Origin of the sequence: Halothiobacillus sp. DCM-1 (assembly GCF_045689735.1) — a bacterium.
Classification (GTDB): Bacteria; Pseudomonadota; Gammaproteobacteria; order Halothiobacillales; family Halothiobacillaceae; genus Halothiobacillus.
Window position 1 is genome coordinate 510118 of sequence record NZ_CP142685.1, and the last position, 18201, is coordinate 528318.

The window sequence follows — 18201 nt, forward strand, 5'->3', positions numbered from 1 at the left end:
GATTCATGCCTAATTTTTCTTGGCCGATGCTTAGTCTGATCGTCTGGCTGCCTGTTCTTGCCGGGGTACTGGTCATGGCCTTTGGGGCTCGGTGCCCCACGGCGGCGCGCTGGTTTTCGTTGATCAGCGCCGTGCTGGTGCTGGCGTTGAGCCTGGCGTTGTTGCCCGCTTTTGATCTGCACACCTATGCCATGCAGTTTGTCGAGCGCGCAGCCTGGATTCCGCAATTTGGTATTCACTACCATCTGGGGGTTGATGGGATTTCGCTGCCGTTGATTATCCTCACCACGATGACGACGGTGATCGTGATTATTTCCGCCTGGGAAGTCATCCAGGACAAGGTGCATCAGTATCTGGCGGCATTTCTCATCATGGAAGGCATGATGAATGGCACATTTGCCGCACTCGATGCCATTGTTTTCTACTTCTTTTTCGAGGGCATGTTGATCCCGATGTTTGTGATTATCGGGATTTGGGGCGGGCCGCGGCGGGTGTACGCCACCATCAAGTTCTTCTTGTACACCTTCCTCGGTTCCGTTTTTATGTTGATCGCCTTGATCTACATGTATTTCAAAGGCGATAGCTTTTCGATTCTGCACATGCAGCAACTCCCGCTTTCCATGACGGAGCAGGTACTGATTTTCTTGGCGTTCTTGATCGCTTTCGCCGTCAAAATCCCCATGTGGCCAGTACATACCTGGTTGCCCGACGCGCATGTGGAAGCGCCGACTGGCGGTTCGGTGATTCTGGCCGCGATCATGTTGAAAATCGGGGGGTATGGCTTTCTGCGGTTCTCCTTGCCCATCACCCCGGATGCCTCGGCGCTACTCGATGGCTTGATGATTGCGCTGTCGCTGGTGGCCATTGTGTATATCGGCTTCGTGGCGCTGGTGCAGGGCGATATGAAGAAACTGGTCGCGTATTCCTCGATCTCGCACATGGGATTCGTCACCCTGGGTCTGTTTATCATCTTTCTGATCGCGGCCAACCCGATCAACCTGAATCACAGCGGGGTGCGCCTGGCCTTGGAAGGGTCGATGGTGCAAATGATCTCTCACGGTCTGATTTCGGCCGCGATGTTTCTCTCGATTGGCGTGCTGTATGACCGGCTGCATTCCCGGGAAATCAGCACCTATGGCGGTGTCGTCAACACCATGCCCTGGTTTGCTGCCATGGTCGTGGTGTTCGCGATGGCGAATGTCGGTTTGCCGGGCACATCGGGATTCGTGGGGGAATTCATGGTGATTCTGGCGGCCTTCAAGGCGAATTTCTGGATTGCCTTTGCCGCCGCGCTCACCCTGATTATCGGCGCGGCCTATACCTTGTGGATGGTCAAGCGGGTGATTTTCGGGGAGGTGGCGAGCGCCGCGGTAGCCGGTCTGAAGGATCTCAACGCGCGGGAAGCCTGGATGTTGGGTAGTTTGGTGCTGCTCATTATTTTGATGGGCGTGTGGCCCAATCCGCTGCTCGACTTGATGCACGCGACCATTGAACATTTGGCGCAGCAAGCGCTTACTTCTAAATTGTGATACCCGCTATGCCTACGGTAAGTTCTTTGTCCTTGATGCCTGTGCTGCCGGAAATCGTTCTGGCGGGCATGGTCTGCGTGATTTTGCTGCTTGATCCGTTTTTGCCGAAGTCTGGCCGAATGCTCAGCTATGTGCTCTCATTGGCCACGCTGTTTGTCCTCTTCCTGATCACCCTGTTTGGCATGAGTGCCGAGGTGCGCCTGAGTTTTGGCGGCATGGTCGTCAACGATCCGATGTCCGATCTGATGAAATTGGCGCTGTATGCTGGCCTCGGGCTGGTGTTGATCTTGTCGCGCGGGTATCTCAAAGATCGTGGGATCGATCAGGGGGAATATTACATGCTGGCGCTTTCGGGGCTGCTGGGCATGATGATTCTGGTGTCGGCGAATCATTTGCTGCTGATCTACCTTGGGTTAGAGCTGATGTCGCTGTCGATGTATGCCATGACAGCCTTCAAGCGCGATGACGGGCGGGCATCCGAGGCGGCCATGAAGTATTTCGTGCTGGGCGCCCTGGCTTCCGGGTTGCTGCTGTATGGCCTGTCGTTGCTGTATGGCGTGACCGGTGGGCATTTGATGCTGACGGATATCGCCGCCGCTTTGGCGCATCCTCAGCATGACCTGGCGCTGAAAACCGCGGTTGTGCTGATCGTGATCGGGGCAATCTTCAAACTGGGGGTCGCGCCTTTTCATATGTGGTTGCCGGATGTGTACGAGGGCGCCCCCACGGCGGTGACGCTGTATCTGGCCACGATCCCAAAAATTGCGGCTTTGGCGATGTTGGTTCGACTGCTGGTCGATGGCATGGGCACGCTGATGGTGGATTGGCAGCCGATCCTGATCGTGACGGCCATGCTGTCGATGGCGATCGGGAATGTCGTGGCGATTGCACAGACCAGCTTCAAGCGGATGCTCACTTATTCCACCATCAGCCATGTCGGTTTCGTGCTGCTCGGCATTCTCTCCGGTACGACGGCGGGTTATTCGGCAGCCTTGTTCTACACCCTGGCTTATGTCGTGATGTCCCTCGGGGGCTTCGGCATGATTTTGCTGCTGGCGCGTCAAGGCTATGAGGCAGAGCAGCTCGATGATCTGCGGGGCTTGAATGATCGGAGCCCGGTCATGGCGTTTGTCTTTTTGCTGTTGATGTTCTCGATGGCCGGGATTCCCTTCACCCTCGGATTCTGGGCGAAGCTGGCCGTATTGCAGGCGATTGTGGGGGTTGGTCTGTCCTGGCTGGCCGTTTTCGCGGTGGTGACCTCCGTCATCGGGGCGTTTTATTACCTGCGCGCGGTGAAATTTGCGTACTTCGATGAACCGATTGATCGAACGGCGGTCAATCCAGACGGCTCGGTGCGTGGCGTGTTAGCCATCACGGGGCTTGTGGTACTGATTTTGGGACTGTATCCCACTTGGTTGACTGCTTTGGCGGCGCAGGCATTCGCGGGTTGAAGCCTCTTGAATTGCGGGAGAACGGATGGTTAACGATACCCTGGTACAGGGCTATATTCTGGCGTTATTCGTGTTGGCCAATCTGGCGTTCCTCAACCAACGCCTGTTTTTGTTGATTCCGGTGGTTCGGGCGGGCGAGCGCAAGCCGTTCTGGTTCCGGTTGGTTGAATGGCTGGTGTGGTATGCCGTTGGCATTGGCATCGGCCTGTATTTCGAAAACGCGATTGGTGGGATCCAGCATAAACCCTGGGAATTCTGGGTCGTGACCTTGTTTATGTTTGGCACTTTTGCGGCGCCCGGATTCATTTGGCAGTATCAATTGCGTCGGCAATTCAGCACGCGCTGACCGGTTGCGGGGGCGCATCAATGCAATCAAGGCACCTTGGGGTGCCTTTTTTTGTTTTTGAGATGGGGCGGTGCTGTTTGAGCGTGTCGTCGCTTAAATGTCGTGACCAATACTGAGTTTTTTGGCCGCCTTCAAGTATTGCCCGCGTTTGAAGATCAGCGCCCAGCGGCTGCCACCGACTTGTCGCCACAGCACGGTGGCTCGAAGTCCCGCAAGCAGCAGTGAGCGGATCTGGTGGGCAATACGCGGGGTTTCCAGAAAACGCTGCTCACCATTGATGACCATCCGGGTGGGCAAGCTGCTGATGACTTCCCGGTAAAGCTGGTCGAGATCGGTCATCAGGGCATCGTCGAGGCCGTGTGCTTCGAAGCTCGGTTTCAGCGCCGTGAGCCGGTTGAACACCTGCTGACTGCGTCGATCATCCGCCATGAATGCCTGGGTGATATTGACGAGGGTGACGCCATAGCGGATTAGCTCCGCATCATTCGGGCTGCGTTGCCCCCCCGCGAGGAGCTTGATGAGCGTCTCAAAGCCGAGGTGCAGATTCAACAGTTGGCCATAGGTGTCGGCGGTGTCTTTGGGATCAAAGGTGAACAGGCTGCGGATGACGGTGTGCATGGCCGTGGTATTTTCGACCTGCCCCTGATAGGCGAGCTGATGCACCAATCGGGCGCATTGCAAGAGCGCGGCCAAGGCAATGGTTTGATCTTCAACGGTATGTTTAGCCATGATGTTGTGTGGAGTCGTTAATTCACGGGAAAGTCGGGCAGAGGTTCTGCGGCGGTGATAATGGCGCCCCCTAGGCATTCTTCCCCGGCATAGAACACGATGGATTGTCCGGGCGTGATGGCGCGTTGCGGGGTGTCGAACACGACCTTGAGGCCACCGGACTCCCCGGCAAAGACCGTACAGGGTTGATCGACCTGGCGATAGCGAATCTTCGCGTGGGCACGCAAGGGCAGTTCGACCGGATTGATCCAGTGGGCTTGCGCCGCGCGGAGCGCAGGGGCGAACAGGGCGGGGTGATCTTGCCCCTGGACAACCAGCAGACGATTGTGGGCGAGATCCTTGCCCGCGACATACCACGGTGTATCGCTGTGATCGCGCAGCCCGCCAATTTTCAGCCCTTGTCGTTGGCCAATGGTGTGATACATCAGCCCTTGGTGCTGGCCTATGATCTGGCCGGCTGGGGTGATGATGTCGCCGGGTTGCGCGGGCAGATAGGTTTGCAGGAAATCGCTGAAGCGGCGTTCACCGATGAAACAGATGCCGGTGGAGTCTTTTTTTTGGGCGGTTTTCAGACCAGCGGCTTCGGCGATTGCCCGCACCTGCGGTTTTGCCAGGTCGCCAATCGGAAACAGGGCGGTATCAAGCTGGGTTGTATCCAGCAAATGGAGAAAGTAGCTTTGATCCTTGTTGGCATCGAAGCCTTTGAGCAGGCGGGTACGGCCATGGGAAGCCGCCTGCTCGACGCGGGCATAATGCCCTGTGGCAATCGCGTCGGCGCCTAGCGCCTGCGCGTGGTCGAGAAACGCCCGAAACTTGATTTCCCGGTTGCACAGAATATCGGGGTTTGGGGTGCGCCCCGCGCGGTACTCGTCCAGAAAATGTGCGAAGACCCGATCCCAGTACTGCTGGGCGAAATTCACAAAATGAAATTCGATCCCGAGCCGATCGGCCACCGCGAGGGCATCGAGCATATCGGCTTTGGCGGCGCAGTATTCGTCGTGGTCGTCGCCTTCCCAGTTCTTCATGAACAGCCCTTCGACCACAAAACCCGCCTCCTGCAGGCGCAGTGCGACCACGGAGGAATCCACCCCGCCGGATAAGCCGACGATTACCTTGCGTCCTTGTCCATCGGGCAGCGGAGGGAACGAGGCCATCCGGGTCATGCGGTTGGCGCCAAGAGGCTATGCAACAGGCGCAGGTCGTGTCGTTCGCCCGCAAGAAAATCCTGAATGCATTGGAGGACGAAGGGCGAGCGCGGCGGATAATCCGGCGTGCTCAACGCCTCGGGCGAGAGCCAATGCACGCCGAGAATCCCCGAGTCGAGGGGGGCATCGTCGGGTGCGCCGACCGAGCCAATCACCGAGACCCGCAGAATGCGCGCGCCCGAGGCGGCATTCTGGTGGTAAATCCCCAACAGGGCTTCTGGGGTGAAGGGATGGCGGGTTTCCTCTCGCACTTCCCGAACCACGGCATCGAGCAAGGATTCTCCGGGTTCGACATGCCCTGCCGGTTGATTGAACCGCCGCTGACCGGCGATGGATTCTTCGACCAAGAGGAAACGACCGGCTCGGTGAATGATGCCGGCGACGGTAATCGCGCTCAACGGTCGTGACTGGGTATTCATGCGGGCATTATAGCCGCGGATGACTCAACCCCAACGCCGGGTCGTCGCCTGCTGTTGGTACGACTGCATGAAATCGATCAGTGCCTCGACGGCGGGCAGGCCGAGGCCGTTGTAGAGCGAGGCCCGGATGCCGCCAATGGCACGATGGCCATTCAGGCCGTAGAAACCCGCGCGTTGGGCGGCGGCGAGAAAGTCGGCGGTCAGTTCCGGGGTGGGCAGAGTAAATACGACATTCATCAAAGAGCGATCCGGCGGCGCTGCCCGCCCTTGATAAAACCCGTCACTGGCATCGAGCAGGTCGTAGAGCCGCGCGGCCTTGCGTTGATTGATGGCGTGCATGGCCGCGAGCCCCCCGATCTCATGCAGCAGCCAGCGGGTGACCAGGAGCACGACATAAATCGCGAAGACGGGCGGGGTGTTGTAATTGGACTGCGCGCGTACCTGTTGGCGATAGTCCAGCCAGCCGGGCAGCCCTTGATCCGGCATGCGTTCGAGTAATTCCTCGCGCAGCAGCACGAGCGTCACCCCGGCCGGACCGAGGTTTTTTTGCGCATGCGCATAGATGAACGAGAACTGCGTGGCGTCGATGGGGCGCGAGAGAAAATCGGAGGACATATCGCAAAAGCGGGGGACATCCGGGTGGCCGATCAGCCGGTGGAACTGTAGTCCTTCGACCGTCTCATTCGAGACATAGTGCAGATAGGGGGCATCGGGGGCAAAAGCCAGCTCCGCATCTTCTGGCAGGCGGCGGTAGTCGCTCGAGGCGCCGGACCAGACCACCCGCAGGCGCGCGCTGCGCTCGGCCTCGCCCAGCACCTTGCGGCTCCAGTAACCGGTGCACAGATAATCCGGCGGCGTGGCCTGTCCGTTCAAAAAGCTCATCGGAATTTGGGAGAACTGCTGAGTCGCACCGCCTTGCAGCATCAGCACCTGGTAATTCGTGTCAATGCCGAGCAGTTGACGGATGTTCTGCTGCACCTCGGCCAGCACGCCAGCGAACCAGTCGGAGCGATGGCTGATGCCGAGAATCGATAACCCCGTATCCGGCTCGCACAGAATCGCCTGTTGAACCTGTTCGAGTACCGACTGCGGCAAGGCACCGGGGCCGCCGGAGAAGTTGTGCGCGTTATTGGGATTGATCAACGGGCTCATGCGATGTGTGCCGAAGGTTCGAGTAATTGCCGGAAGGCCTCCATGATCTTCTGGATGGCGGCCGGTTTGTAGGGAAACAAGTCGATGGGATCCATCGCGTGAACCACCATGACATGGTCAATTTCAAAAATCAGTAGACGGCCATCCGGCAGTTCGGCGCCGTCGAAACAAACATACTCAAGCCCCATGCGTTCGGCAATCGCCGCCAGCGCCTCGCGGTGCCGTGCGGCAAAGTCGGAAAAACCCGCCATGAAGGCGGCCTCTTCGGCGCGTTTGGCGGCATTTTCATACATGCCGGCGTTCAGGTAATGAATCATCCAGTGATCGCGTATCGCCAGATGAGCCGCAAAGGCTTGTCCGCGAACCAATGCGATCCGGAATTTTCGGTACTGGCCATCGGCGCTGCGGTAGTCGATGAACGGCGCCACGAAGAAATCCGGCTGTGGGTGTGCCGCGAGGTAATCCGACAGTGCAGCGAGGGTGTCGAGTCGAGCCAGATCCCGCCCCGCGTGGGAATCGAGCGGGCGGATGATCAAGGGAAAATCCAGGGCGAATGTTGCCTGCGCTGAGATGGCACCCTGCGCGATTTCTGCGAGCGCTGTGCGGCTCACCGCCAGATTCCTGGGCATCAGTACCCCGGGGAGATTGGCGAGGCAGGCGCTGGCCTGGTCTCGTTCGGTGCGCTGGAGCCGCGCGGGATGATTGAGTACCGGAACAGGCCAGTGGGCGAGATGTTCAACCAGACGCTGCAATAGCGGTGCGTGTTCGGTGCTGTAGCCGCAGGCCATGAACAGCGCATCATGCGGCGGGCAGGGGTCGGGCAGAGGCGCTTCAAGCGTAGCGAAATAGTACAGCAGCTCGATATCGGTTCCTTCGAGCAGGCAGTCGAGCGGGGTATTGGCGGCGATATCCCCGGCGATGCAAATCAGCAGCAAGCGCCGACGAATGCCGGATTCGGGTGGGATCGAGAACAGGCGGGTCAGCGCCAACGCCTCGCGTTGACAGGCAAAGGCGGCCTCGCGCTGATCGAGGCTGAACAGCAGGGTGGACAGGTTCATCCAGTGCGCCGCGTTCGTCGGTCCCTGTTGAACGGCCAGCAGCGATTGTTGGGCCAGGGGGCGCAGATCAACCCCCGCAATGCTGGCACGCAGAAATGGTGCCAAGCCAAGATAGGGCGTGTGGGCGGCGTCGGTCATGGGGCGTCCTTTCAGGGGGTGAACCAGAGTACAGAAACCTCGTCACCTTCGGATGCTAACACTCGGGCGAGTGCGGCAGGAGAACACGGCGGCGCGTTTGGTGTTTTTTTACGGGCGTGGAACTTTTTTCCCCAGCGCGGGTATCATCTACATAAATTGTGCATTTTGTTAGGCATCTAGTGAAATTCGCCGTTCATGAGGAAATTTCATCGGGTTATTGCCGAAAAATCCTTGTATGACGGTTCGTATTTGTGCAAACCTTATACGAGTAAAACACTCGGGATTTCGTGGAGGATTCGATCATGGGTTCACAGCACTACCATCCTGTCGCGGAATCACCGGCGGCTTCGACCGACGAATTTCCGATCACCGATGCGGTCGATTTCGGATTTGACGAGGAGACGGCTGAGGCATTGCTACTGGCTGACCAGGATGCCGCAGACGAGGCGGGTTCCGCCGCCCGCTTTGAGACGGGCGATAGTGAATCGACCGATCCGATCCGGCTGTATCTGAATGAAGTCGAAACCGAACGGCTGCTCACCGCCGAGGAAGAGGTGCGGTATGCTCGCCTGGCGCAGCAGGGCGATGGCGCCGCCCGGCAAAAAATGATCGTTTGTAATCTTCGGCTGGTCATCAAAATTGCCCGACGGTACATGAACCGGGGGCTGGATCTGCTGGATTTGATCGAAGAAGGCAACCTTGGGCTGATGCGTGCGGTGGAAAAATTTGATCCGGAGCGCGGCTTCCGGTTTTCCACCTATGCCACTTGGTGGATTCGGCAAACCATCGAGCGCGGCCTGATGAATCAGGGGCGCACGGTGCGGTTGCCTGTGCATGTCGTGAAAGAAATGTACAGCCTCAATCGCGCGGCGCGGCAAATTGCCCAGACGCAAAATGCGGAAGTAACGGCCGAGCAGATTGCCGAGCACATGGATCGCCCTGTCGATGGCGTGCTTAAGGTTCTGGCCTACAACGAGCGTCAGTCATCGTTTGACCGGCCATTGGGCGGTGAGGGCGATTTTTCGCTGCTCGATCTCATTCCCGATGAGCAGGCCAGGGAACCCGACGAGCTGTTGCACGAGCAAGGGGTGCAGGTCGTGCTGGATCGGTTGTTGGCACAACTCGATGCCAAGCAGCGGGAGGTGCTGTGCCGTCGCTACGGCTTGCGGGGCTATGAGGCGCAAACTCTCGAAGAAGTTGGTGCGCTGATGGGGGTGACCCGCGAGCGGGTGCGGCAGATCCAGCTTGATTCGGTGCGTCGGCTGCGTATTCTGGCAAAGAATGCCGGGGTTTCTGCCGAAGCGCTGTTCTCGACGGATTGAGCAGAATCCCACTCCGCCATGCCCCCGACCGGCGAGGCATGGCGGTTCTCTCTTCGCGCGCCCCGGAGCCCTGTCGTTGACAGGACAGGCTCTGGTTTTTTGAAGCCAGTTTTATTGATCGTCGTCAAACAACGGGGGCGCAAAGACTGCGCTATTGCCCCCAGCGCGTTTGGCCTGATACATCGCGGAGTCCGCCGCGCACATCAGCGCATTCTGGTTGCGAGTTTCCTTGGGGTGAATCTCGCAGACGCCGATGCTGCCGGAAATGCGGACATATTCGCCCTCGCGTCCAATCCGTAAAAATGTGGCCTGCGCAATGCGCCGCACGATGTCTTGCAGGTCTTTAAGTGTGCGGGCGGACTGCACCAGAATGGCGAGTTCGTCACCGCCCAGGCGGGCGATGTGATCTTCCGGGCTCAGGGCTTCGCGCAGGCGGTTACTGAGTTCTTGCAGCAAGCGGTCGCCAAACTCATGACCGAGGGTGTCATTGACGGTTTTGAAATTGTCGATGTCGATGATGACCAGGGCGGTGCGCCGGTCGCCTTCCTGCGCGCGCAGCAGGGTTTGATCCATCAGTTGATAAAAGCCGGCGCGGTTGGGCAGGCCGGTCAGAGGGTCGCTGTGCGCCAGTTGGTTGAGGTGTTGTTCGATTTTGTCGCGGTACAGGGCGGTGCCAATGAAATCAGCGAACAGGGTGGCCAGACTCAATTGGCGTAAAGAGAGCGGTTCGGTCACTGGTTTGAACCAAGAAAGTGCAAGCACTGCCTCAATTTGATCCGATTGGCGAATCGGAATGCTGAGGCTGGCTTGGAGCCCGATATCGACAAAGGCCGGCATGGCTAGATCACTGGCCGGATAATCGTCGATGAACAAGGGGTGATTTTGTGCCAGCGCCGCGCCGGCAACGCCCTTATCCCGATCGAACGGGTGTTGGGTGAGGGCGATATATTTCGCCGGCAAGCCTTCAAAGAATCGATATTTCAGGCGGTTGCTCTGGGCGATGATCAGTCCGGCACCGTCGGCGCCGACCACCTTGGCAGCCGCGTTGGCGGCAATTTTGAAAAAGCGCGGCAAGTCCGTTTCCCGGGCGAGGATCGAAAGTAACACGATGTCCGAATCGCGTAGATCGTTGGGGGTTTGCATCACACGCTCCTGTTCGGGGCATGAACTTGCCCCTGAAGACACTGAAGCAAAATCAGCGCCAAATCAGGGCACTGGCTGGTTTTGGGCGCCCAGCGCGAGTGCCTTGCCCTGAGCGAGGCAATCCCCCACGGCAATGCCCTGACGCCAGTTGCCGCCGAGTTGCAAACCGGGGTGGTGGACAAGCGCCGCATCGATGCGTTGTTGCAATGCGAGATAGCCGAGTTCGTACTGCGGAATGGCGCGCGGCCAACGCTGAATACGCTGGAAGACGGGTCTTCCCCGGATGCCCAGAATCGGCGCGAGGTCGGCCAGAATCTGCTGAACCAGATCGCTATCTGAGCCCTCGGCAGCTTCGGGTCGCCGTCGTCCACCGATGAAGGCGGTGAGCAGGACATGCCCCTCCGGCGCGCGTTCCGGGAACAGGGTGGAGGAAAACAGAACGCCCAGTGTGTGCTTGCCTTCGCGCGAGGGAATCAGCAAGCCGAAGCCATCGAGTGGGTGGGCGACGGCGTCGCGGGGAAAACCCAGCGCCACGGCAGTGACGGCGGGATATTCAATGGCGCTCAGCGCCTCGGCAAGCGCGGGATCGAAAGGCGCGATCCATTCGGCGCTATGCCAGGCGGGCGTGGCGAGCAGCAGTTGGGTCGCCTGCCATTGCCGCTGATCGGTCGTCTGCACGACCCAGGGCATCCCGGGCGCGGTCGGCGGCGTCAGCCCGCAGACGGCTGTGCTGGTTTCGATCTGCCCGAGCCCGGTTTGGCGGGTGGCGTCGGCCAGCGCGTCGGTGAGGGTGGCTAACCCCCGGCGGAAGCTGAACAGGCTGCCTTTTTTCGGGTTCATCGGCGGGGCGGGTTGGCGCTTGGCTGCGCGCATCCGGGCAATGCCCCCGCGAATCAGCGAGCCATGTTCGGCTTCGAGCGCGCGCAGTTTCGGGATGGCGGCCCAGGCGGAAAGCCGTTCCGGGTCGCCCGCATAAACGCCGGAGACGAACGGATCGACCGCCCAGTCCAGAAAGCCCTGGCTGAGGCGGCGGCGCACGAAATCGGCGATGGATTCTTCCTGCGTTGCGGGTTTGACCCAAGGCTCTTTCAGCAAATGCCACCAATCGTTAAAGCCGAACAGCGGGCTGCTCAGCAGGCTGCCCGGCCCCATCGGCAGGGCGACGGGATGACCATGACGGCTGACAAAGCGTTTTTTGGCCAGCGGATTGGCGAGCACGATGTCATCAGCCAGATTCAAGGCGGCGATCAGCTCTGAGAGGATCGGGCTTTGCATCAGACTATTGGGCCCGGTTTCGGTTTGCCAGCCCTCGGTGTTCAGGGTGCCAGTGGCGCCGCCGACGCGCGGCGCGGCTTCCAGCAGGGTGACGCGTTGACCGGCAGCGGTCGCGTAATACGCAGCGGCAAGGCCGGTGGCGCCAGCGCCAACGATCAAATAATCAAGGGAAGGATTGGCCTCGGTCATGGCGTGGGTCTCGTCAGGAAAATCGCTACAGTATAGCGACTGCACGCGGCGCTATTTCAGCGATGCCGAGGCCAAGCATGCGCCAGAAACATCATGAGTAATCCCAAACCAGCGAGGGTGTGGGCGGTTGCCGCCCAAGTTAGCAGGGTTTCATCGCTGAGATACAGCAGGAGTGGAACGCTGAATAACAGCATAAGAATCAGACCAAGCAGCGCGCGTCCGCTGTGGTGGCGTTGCCGGCGTAACAACCCGGCACGGGCATGCACGATCCAAAGTGCACCCGCCAGCCCGACGACCCAATAGCCCGCGATGTGATGCACGGCGGTGATGCCCTGCCGCCAGCCGCCCCGCGGTACCCAGGGGAGATCGAGTTCCCAGCGGTAAGTCAGTAAAACCGGAATCAGCAGGGCGCCGCTCAGGAACAGGCCTAGCAAGCCGACGAGCAGGATCGGGGCAAAAGCCTTGGGATACCCCTGTTCGGCAAATTTCGGCCATAACCGGGGGCGACGGAAGTAGTCAGGCTGCATGGGGGAGAATCCCCTCGGCGGCGAGGAGTTGACCGCCACACCGCGCCACCCAGTCCGCCGCATCCGCACCGGCGGCCGCCACCTTGGTCAGTGCATCGGCCTGCCAGGCCGTGGGGGCAATGACCGTCCAGACCCCGTGGCTGACTGGCTGGTCATCGGCCATGAGTAAGGCAGGAAAGCGCTTGGGATCAAGCCCAGCCGCTGAGGTGGCGCAGGCGCCCTGGCTCAACCGGCCAAGCCAGAGCGTGCCGTCGGGGTGCGGGCGGGTAATCGCTTCGCTGCGGCCGATGCAGCGCCAGTCGCCACCGGCATTGACCGTGGCCTCGCGCACCCCGTGCGCGCGCAGGGTGGCGATGGCACGATCGACCGCCCAGCCCTTGGCGATGCCGTCCAGTGTGAGGTACATCGGTCGTCTTAAGCTGACGGTAGTGCCGTGAATCAGGATATCCGCCGCGCAACCGACCGGCAGCAGATCGCCGCCCTGATCGGGCAGGCGACCGCGTGCGACCAGTGCGCCGCCGACGGTCGGGTTGAAGCGATGCTGGCTTTGTTCCGCCATGCGGCAGGCCAGCCGGAGGATGCGCAGGGTTTGCGGATGGACGCTGACGGCGTCGCGTCGCTGATTGATGCGGCTCAAGTCACTGTCGGGGCGGAACAGACTCAGGCGCGCTTCTACCGCTTCGATTTCAGTGAATGCGGCGGCGAGCGCCCGTTCGAGCTGCGCGCGGCTGTCGGCCGAGGCGTTGATCCGCACGAAGGTGCCGAGCGCTGGCCGCAGCCGTTCGAGCGTGGGTTTTCTGGTCATGACTCAGCCCGGTGGTTTGAGATATAGCTGCTGCAATACCAGCAACCGCTTGACGCCGTTGGTCAGGTTACGGCAAGACAGCGTGGCGCCGCTGATATTCTGAATATCGCGCCCCAGCTTGAAGCCGCTGTGCTCATCGCGCCCGATGAATTGCCCGCGCCAGCTCGCCTCCCGCACCTGATCGCCATAGGTTTCCAGATATTCCATGATCTCTATGCCGATCACTTTGCCCGCTGGGGAAATGGCGAGCGCATAACGGATGAATTCGTGCTTGCCGATCACGCGGTCTTCGATGTACCAGCCCAGAAACTTCTGCTGGTCGAAGGCTTCCCAGACGGGCTGCTCCTTCCAGCGCTGGCGGACATCGCTGAGCCGCTCGATCTCATCCCGCGCCGCGTCATCCAGCGCCAGGGGCTTGGCCGTGAAGCTGGTGGCCGCCGGGAACAGGGCTTTTTGCGCCGTTTCCGTGCTGAAGTATTCATTGGCCTGCGCCTGCACCAGCACCATCGGTGCGAGAAAAAACAACGGGGTATAGCGCATGACCGCCTCAGAAGTTGTAGCCGATTTTCAGGCGCAGCTCGTTGCGTTCGTGGTCGGCCAGATGCAGATCGGTGCGGTTATTGGCGCCCGGTTGCTCGCTCGATCCTGCCCATTGTTTGGCGTAAGTCAGCGTGAACCACCAATTTTTGCTGCCGTAATGAATGCTCGGGCCGGCGAAGAAATCCCAGTGATCGAATTCCCAGCCGCCACTGCCCGGCTCGTTTGGGTCTGCGGCGGCGTTCAGCACCTCCATATCCACCCAACCTTCGGCGCCAATAGACCAGTTCGGGGCGAAGCGGTACGACACACCCGAGCGCAAGCGGGGGGCGATCGCACTTTCCCATTGATCGCTTTGATGATCGCGCGCCGTTTCCATTTCCAGCTCGATATTGGTGAGCCACTGCAACTGCCCGTCCATGAACGGCTTTTGCAAAATCAGTTTGTTTTCCAGCTCCCAGCCGGTGATTTTGTTGCCGGTGATCGAATCGATGGTGTCGTAGGTCAACTCGCCATACAGCGCCACGCCGAGATCATCTTTATAGGGCGAGAGCAGCATTTTCTTGACTTCGATCGAGACGCCCGAGAGCTTGGTCTGGCTGAGCGAGCCGTCAATTTCCCCCGGGACGGGGCTGCCGCTGTATTTCTGCCGGTAGCCGTTCAGATAAATCGAGGCAGAAAAGTCGTTGGTGATCCCGCGCTCGTACTCCAGCCGGAAGTAATCGGCCTGATAACTGCCCTGGCGCTTGCCCCAGTGGTGGGTGTTCCAGAAATACAGCTCATTGGCGCCTTGCGGCAGGGTTTCGGCGCCGGTGGTGTAACCCAGCAGGTTTTCATCGGCGGCGGCGGTGGGCAACTGGCTGCCGAGCATAAAGCCCATCACGCTGGCCAGGAGAGTTTTCTTGAATTTCATGCAAAGGCTCCAAGTGGTACAAATGAGAACGCTTCGCATTTTCTTAAAAATTTTATCGAAGTCAATCGGGCAGGATCGATGGAATGCACTATTTTTAATGAACAAAAAAATGATTAGGTCAGCGTTGATTGATGCTGCGCTGACTGTTAGCGGATCGTTGAAAAACTCTTTTCAACGGCCTGGTATGGCAAGCCATGGATGGCTTGCACGAAGATCAATCGCGTTAAGTTATTGATCTTATGAGGTCGTCGCGGATTTCGTCAGCTTCGCGTTAAGCTGGCGTAAGCCTGCCGCGACGCTCTCGTAGGCAGAACCCGCAGGGTCTCCGACAGGGATGTCGGAGAAGCCGAAGAGGAGGGATCAGCCGAGTTGAAAATGGGGAGGAAAACCCTTTTTCAACATCCTGTGAGGGGGCGGGATGTGCCCAGCGTGGAACTATTTAACTCATTGATAATAAAAAATTTACTTAGGGAAGCGCTGATTAAATCAGCGCTTCCCGCTTGGGGCAGGATGCCCCAACACGATCAACGACATAAGTCGTTGATTCGTGAAGACCGTCGCGGACATGAACGCGTAGCTGGCGTAAGCCCACCGCGACGAGGCTTGCTGAATAAATCCATGGATGGATTTATTCAGTGCTACCTTAGAAAAGGAGTCAATCATGAGCCAATCGATCACAGCACACGGGGGCGCCTTGGGTGTTCAAGCCCCTCGGGTGGTGGTGCTGGGGGGCACCGGGTTCGTCGGGCGATATTTGACCCGCGCCCTCGTGGCGGCGGGCTATGCGGTGACGATTCCGACCCGGCATAGCGCTCGGCATCGGGATATGCAGTTATGGCGCGGGGTGCGGTTAGTGGATGGGTCGGCGCCTGCGGCCAGTGATTGGGCAACACCGCGGGCGGCTGCGCCGCTCTCTGCCGTGATGGCCGGTCACGCCGTGCTGGTGAATCTGGTCGGCATTCTGAATGAGCGCGGGCATGATGGCCGGGGGTTTGCCGCAGCGCATGTCCGCTTTACCCAGCAGGCATTGACGGCCGCACATGAGGCGGGCATTCCGCGGTATCTGCACATGAGCGCGTTGCAGGCAGATGCCGAGCGGGGCACGAGTTTTTATTTGCGATCCAAGGGCGCGGCCGAAGATTGGGCGCATGCCTTTGGCGCGGCGCAGGGGATTGCGGTGACGAGTTTTCGTCCGTCGGTGATCTTCGGTGCGGAAGATGCGTTTTTGAATCGCTTCGCCCGCCTCGCCGCGCTGATGCCCGGCATCTTCCCGCTGGCCTGCGCTGAGGCGCGTTTTGCGCCGGTGTTCGTGGGGGATGTGGCTTCGGTGATGGTGCGCGCGATTCGCGATCAGAACAGCGTTGGGCAGCGATTGGATTTATGCGGCCCCACGCAGTACAGCCTGCGGGCGTTGGTGGCGTATGCAGCCGCGGCGGCGGGTCATCCGCGTTGGGTGATCGGGTTGCCCGACTGGGCGGCGCGTTTGCAGGCACGCTTGCTGGAACGGGTGCCGGGGCAGCCGTTTACGCGCGATAACTTTGCCTCGCTGCAAATCCCGAGCGTTTGCCCGCCCGGCTGTGCGCCCCAGCCAACGACGCTGGAATCCGTTGCGCCGGGTTATCTGCGTGCGCGCTAGCGGCTGGTATTCGCCCGGATCTGGTCGGCGGCGGCACGAATCGCTGCCCGTTCTTCTGCGGATTTGCGCGCCAGATTCCGCACCTGTTGTCCCAGCCGGGGATGCCCGGCAAAGCGCGCTTCGTGCCGATCGAGAAAATCCCAGTAGAGCGTGGTGAACGGGCAGGCCACCGAGCCGAGCGCCTGTTTGGGGTCATAGCGGCAGTGATGACAGTAATTGCTCATGCGGTCGATATATTGGCCGCTGGCAATATACGGTTTCGAGGCCATGCGTCCGCCATCGGCAAACTGGCTCATGCCGATCACATTGGGGAGTTCCACCCACTCGACGGCATCGACATATACCGCGAGATACCAGGCATGAATGGCGCGGGGATGAACGCCGAGCAGCAGGCTGTACAGTCCGGTGACCATCAACCGTTGAATGTGGTGCGCGTAACCGAATTTGAGGGTTTGCCCGAGGGTTTGCCCGAGACAATTCATCTCCGTCTGCCCCGTCCAGAAAAATTCCGGCAGAGCCGCGTGCGCCTCCAGGTTGTTCCAGTCGAGCCAGTCCGGCATCCAGCGGTGGTAAAGCCCGCGCACAAATTCGCGCCAGCCGGCGATTTGCCGGATAAATCCTTCGACCGCCGCGAGTGGGGCATGACCACGATGGTAGGCGGCTTCGGCGGCGCGGCACACGCTGAGTGGGTCGATCAAGCGCAGGTTCAGGGCGGCCGAGAGCCGGCTGTGGTAAAGCCAGGGTTCGTCTTGCCACATTGCATCCTGCACCGCGCCAAAGGCGGGTAGTCGCTCGGCAATGAAATTTTCGAGCGCCGCTTGGGCTTGTTCAGGGGTGACCGGCCAGTCGAAGGCGTCCAGTGACCCCGGATGATCGGTAAAGCGCGTGTCAACCAGGCTGAGCACTTCTTGAGTGATGGCATCGGGCGGGAAACGCTCGGGGGGCGGAATCCAGCCGGGACCGGTGGCGGGGAAGGCGCCGCGATTCTCCGCATCGAAATTCCATTGGCCGCCAATCGGCTCGCCGTCGGCCATTAGCAAGCCGGTGGCGCGGCGGACTTCGCGATACCAATACTCCATGCGCCATTGCCGCCGATGATCGGCCCAGTCGGCAAACCGCTCCAACGGCATGATGAAGTGTCGATCTTCGCACCAAGTAATCGGTAGGCCGTGTTCGCGGGCGGTCTGTTCGATGTGTTGGGTCACGCGCCAATCGCCGGGGCGCACCAGTTTGAGTCGTGTCGGTCGGGTTTGCCTCAGGGTGGCGCTGAGTGCCTCCGCGAGCGTTTGATGGCGGTGCGTTTCAAGCGACCAATACACCACCTGCCGCCCGAGCTGGCGCTGGGCTGCAGCGAAGTGGCGCATGGCCGATAGAAACAGCGCGATGCGTGCCTTGTGCGACCACACATGGGTGCTTTCTTCCGCGACTTCCGCCATCCAGAGCGCATCCCGCTCCGGTTCGAACCCGTCCAGCGCGGCGGACTCTGGATTGAGCTGGTCGCCCAGCACGAGAACCAGATTATTCATGGAAAACCTGCGGCGTCGCGGTGGATTTTTTGCGTCGGCAGGCTTCCGAGCAGTAACGCACCTGATCCCAGTCCCGCGCCCATTTCTTGCGCCAGACGAACGGGCGTTGGCAGACCGGACAGCATTTGGTCGGTAAATCGGCCTTGTCATGGGCGCGTCGGCGCCGAGGATCGAGGGCGGTCATGAGGAGATGTCCAGCAGGCTCAGTTGCGCCGGGGGCGCCGATTCGCGCGGGCGCGGTGCGCGCGGCTCGCTGCGTTTTTTACGGCTGCCGTGGCGCTGCATGATGTTGGCGCTGTGC

At 60.0% G+C, this 18201-nt stretch carries 18 protein-coding genes; 5 read left to right on the forward strand and 13 right to left on the reverse strand.

Annotated features, from left to right (window positions below; genetic code table 11):
- The first annotated feature begins 5 nt into the window (after positions 1-5).
- The 3 genes from VOI35_RS02440 to VOI35_RS02450 are packed head-to-tail and all read left to right on the forward strand — an operon-like array spanning position 6 to position 3326.
- A complete protein-coding gene (locus VOI35_RS02440) occupies positions 6-1529 on the forward strand; it encodes an NADH-quinone oxidoreductase subunit M (protein WP_407276317.1) in 1524 nt (507 codons plus the stop codon).
- Between the two features lie 8 nt (positions 1530-1537).
- Positions 1538-2980, forward strand: coding sequence for an NADH-quinone oxidoreductase subunit NuoN (nuoN, locus tag VOI35_RS02445; protein ID WP_407276318.1), 1443 nt, complete (start codon positions 1538-1540; stop codon positions 2978-2980).
- A gap of 25 nt (positions 2981-3005) precedes the next feature.
- The gene (locus tag VOI35_RS02450; RefSeq protein ID WP_407276319.1) at positions 3006-3326 is read left to right on the forward strand and encodes a DUF2818 family protein; all 321 of its coding nucleotides are present in this window, start codon (positions 3006-3008) and stop codon (positions 3324-3326) included.
- Between the two features lie 93 nt (positions 3327-3419).
- On the opposite strand, the gene hflD is transcribed toward VOI35_RS02450, so the two are convergent.
- Genes hflD through VOI35_RS02475 form a run of 5 tightly spaced genes read right to left on the reverse strand, consistent with a single transcriptional unit; the run spans position 3420 to position 8027 of the window.
- Positions 3420-4055 carry a high frequency lysogenization protein HflD gene (hflD, locus tag VOI35_RS02455; protein ID WP_407276320.1) on the reverse strand — a complete coding sequence of 212 codons (636 nt, stop codon included), beginning with the start codon at positions 4053-4055 and terminating at the stop codon, positions 3420-3422.
- 17 nt (positions 4056-4072) lie between these two features.
- On the reverse strand, positions 4073-5218 hold the full coding sequence (mnmA, locus tag VOI35_RS02460) for a tRNA 2-thiouridine(34) synthase MnmA (protein ID WP_407276321.1): 1146 nt from the start codon (positions 5216-5218) through the stop codon (positions 4073-4075).
- Positions 5215-5679: an NUDIX domain-containing protein gene (locus tag VOI35_RS02465; protein WP_407276322.1), complete on the reverse strand. Its 465-nt coding sequence runs from the start codon at positions 5677-5679 to the stop codon at positions 5215-5217. Before VOI35_RS02465 ends, mnmA begins: the two co-directional genes overlap by 4 nt.
- 24 nt (positions 5680-5703) lie before the next feature.
- Positions 5704-6831: a phosphoserine transaminase gene (locus tag VOI35_RS02470; RefSeq protein WP_407276323.1), complete on the reverse strand. Its 1128-nt coding sequence runs from the start codon at positions 6829-6831 to the stop codon at positions 5704-5706.
- On the reverse strand, positions 6828-8027 hold the full coding sequence (locus VOI35_RS02475; protein WP_407276324.1) for a RimK family alpha-L-glutamate ligase: 1200 nt from the start codon (positions 8025-8027) through the stop codon (positions 6828-6830). The genes VOI35_RS02470 and VOI35_RS02475 overlap by 4 nt, the downstream gene beginning before the upstream one ends.
- A gap of 302 nt (positions 8028-8329) precedes the next feature.
- Between VOI35_RS02475 and rpoS the strand changes: the two genes are divergently transcribed.
- Positions 8330-9349, forward strand: a complete 1020-nt coding sequence (gene rpoS / locus VOI35_RS02480; RefSeq protein WP_407276325.1) for an RNA polymerase sigma factor RpoS — start codon at positions 8330-8332, stop codon at positions 9347-9349.
- 111 nt (positions 9350-9460) lie between these two features.
- Here rpoS and VOI35_RS02485 read toward each other — a convergent pair whose 3' ends face one another.
- The 6 genes from VOI35_RS02485 to VOI35_RS02510 all read right to left on the reverse strand — a co-directional run bounded on the left by VOI35_RS02485 (position 9461) and on the right by VOI35_RS02510 (position 14738).
- Positions 9461-10492, reverse strand: a complete 1032-nt coding sequence (locus VOI35_RS02485; RefSeq protein ID WP_407276326.1) for a diguanylate cyclase domain-containing protein — start codon at positions 10490-10492, stop codon at positions 9461-9463.
- A 63-nt stretch (positions 10493-10555) separates the two neighbouring features.
- Positions 10556-11956 (reverse strand): protoporphyrinogen oxidase, encoded by a 1401-nt coding sequence (hemG, locus tag VOI35_RS02490; RefSeq protein ID WP_407276327.1) that lies wholly within the window; start codon positions 11954-11956, stop codon positions 10556-10558.
- A 56-nt stretch (positions 11957-12012) separates the two neighbouring features.
- Positions 12013-12483, reverse strand: coding sequence for a hypothetical protein (locus VOI35_RS02495; RefSeq protein WP_407276328.1), 471 nt, complete (start codon positions 12481-12483; stop codon positions 12013-12015).
- Positions 12473-13288 carry an FAD:protein FMN transferase gene (locus VOI35_RS02500; RefSeq protein ID WP_407276329.1) on the reverse strand — a complete coding sequence of 272 codons (816 nt, stop codon included), beginning with the start codon at positions 13286-13288 and terminating at the stop codon, positions 12473-12475. Before VOI35_RS02500 ends, VOI35_RS02495 begins: the two co-directional genes overlap by 11 nt.
- Positions 13289-13291: 3 nt before the next feature.
- Positions 13292-13828 carry an FMN-binding protein gene (locus VOI35_RS02505; RefSeq protein WP_407276330.1) on the reverse strand — a complete coding sequence of 179 codons (537 nt, stop codon included), beginning with the start codon at positions 13826-13828 and terminating at the stop codon, positions 13292-13294.
- A 7-nt stretch (positions 13829-13835) separates the two neighbouring features.
- Positions 13836-14738 (reverse strand): DUF6662 family protein, encoded by a 903-nt coding sequence (locus VOI35_RS02510; RefSeq protein ID WP_407276331.1) that lies wholly within the window; start codon positions 14736-14738, stop codon positions 13836-13838.
- A gap of 661 nt (positions 14739-15399) precedes the next feature.
- Between VOI35_RS02510 and VOI35_RS02515 the strand changes: the two genes are divergently transcribed.
- The gene (locus VOI35_RS02515) at positions 15400-16374 is read left to right on the forward strand and encodes a complex I NDUFA9 subunit family protein (protein WP_407276332.1); all 975 of its coding nucleotides are present in this window, start codon (positions 15400-15402) and stop codon (positions 16372-16374) included.
- Here the strand turns inward: VOI35_RS02515 and VOI35_RS02520 are convergent.
- Both VOI35_RS02520 and VOI35_RS02525 read right to left on the reverse strand, forming a co-directional pair.
- A complete protein-coding gene (locus VOI35_RS02520) occupies positions 16371-17900 on the reverse strand; it encodes a cryptochrome/photolyase family protein (RefSeq protein ID WP_407276333.1) in 1530 nt (509 codons plus the stop codon). The two genes, VOI35_RS02515 and VOI35_RS02520, sit on opposite strands and share 4 nt — an antisense overlap.
- Positions 17893-18084: a DUF2256 domain-containing protein gene (locus VOI35_RS02525; RefSeq protein ID WP_407276334.1), complete on the reverse strand. Its 192-nt coding sequence runs from the start codon at positions 18082-18084 to the stop codon at positions 17893-17895. Before VOI35_RS02525 ends, VOI35_RS02520 begins: the two co-directional genes overlap by 8 nt.
- Positions 18085-18201: the final 117 nt, after the last annotated feature.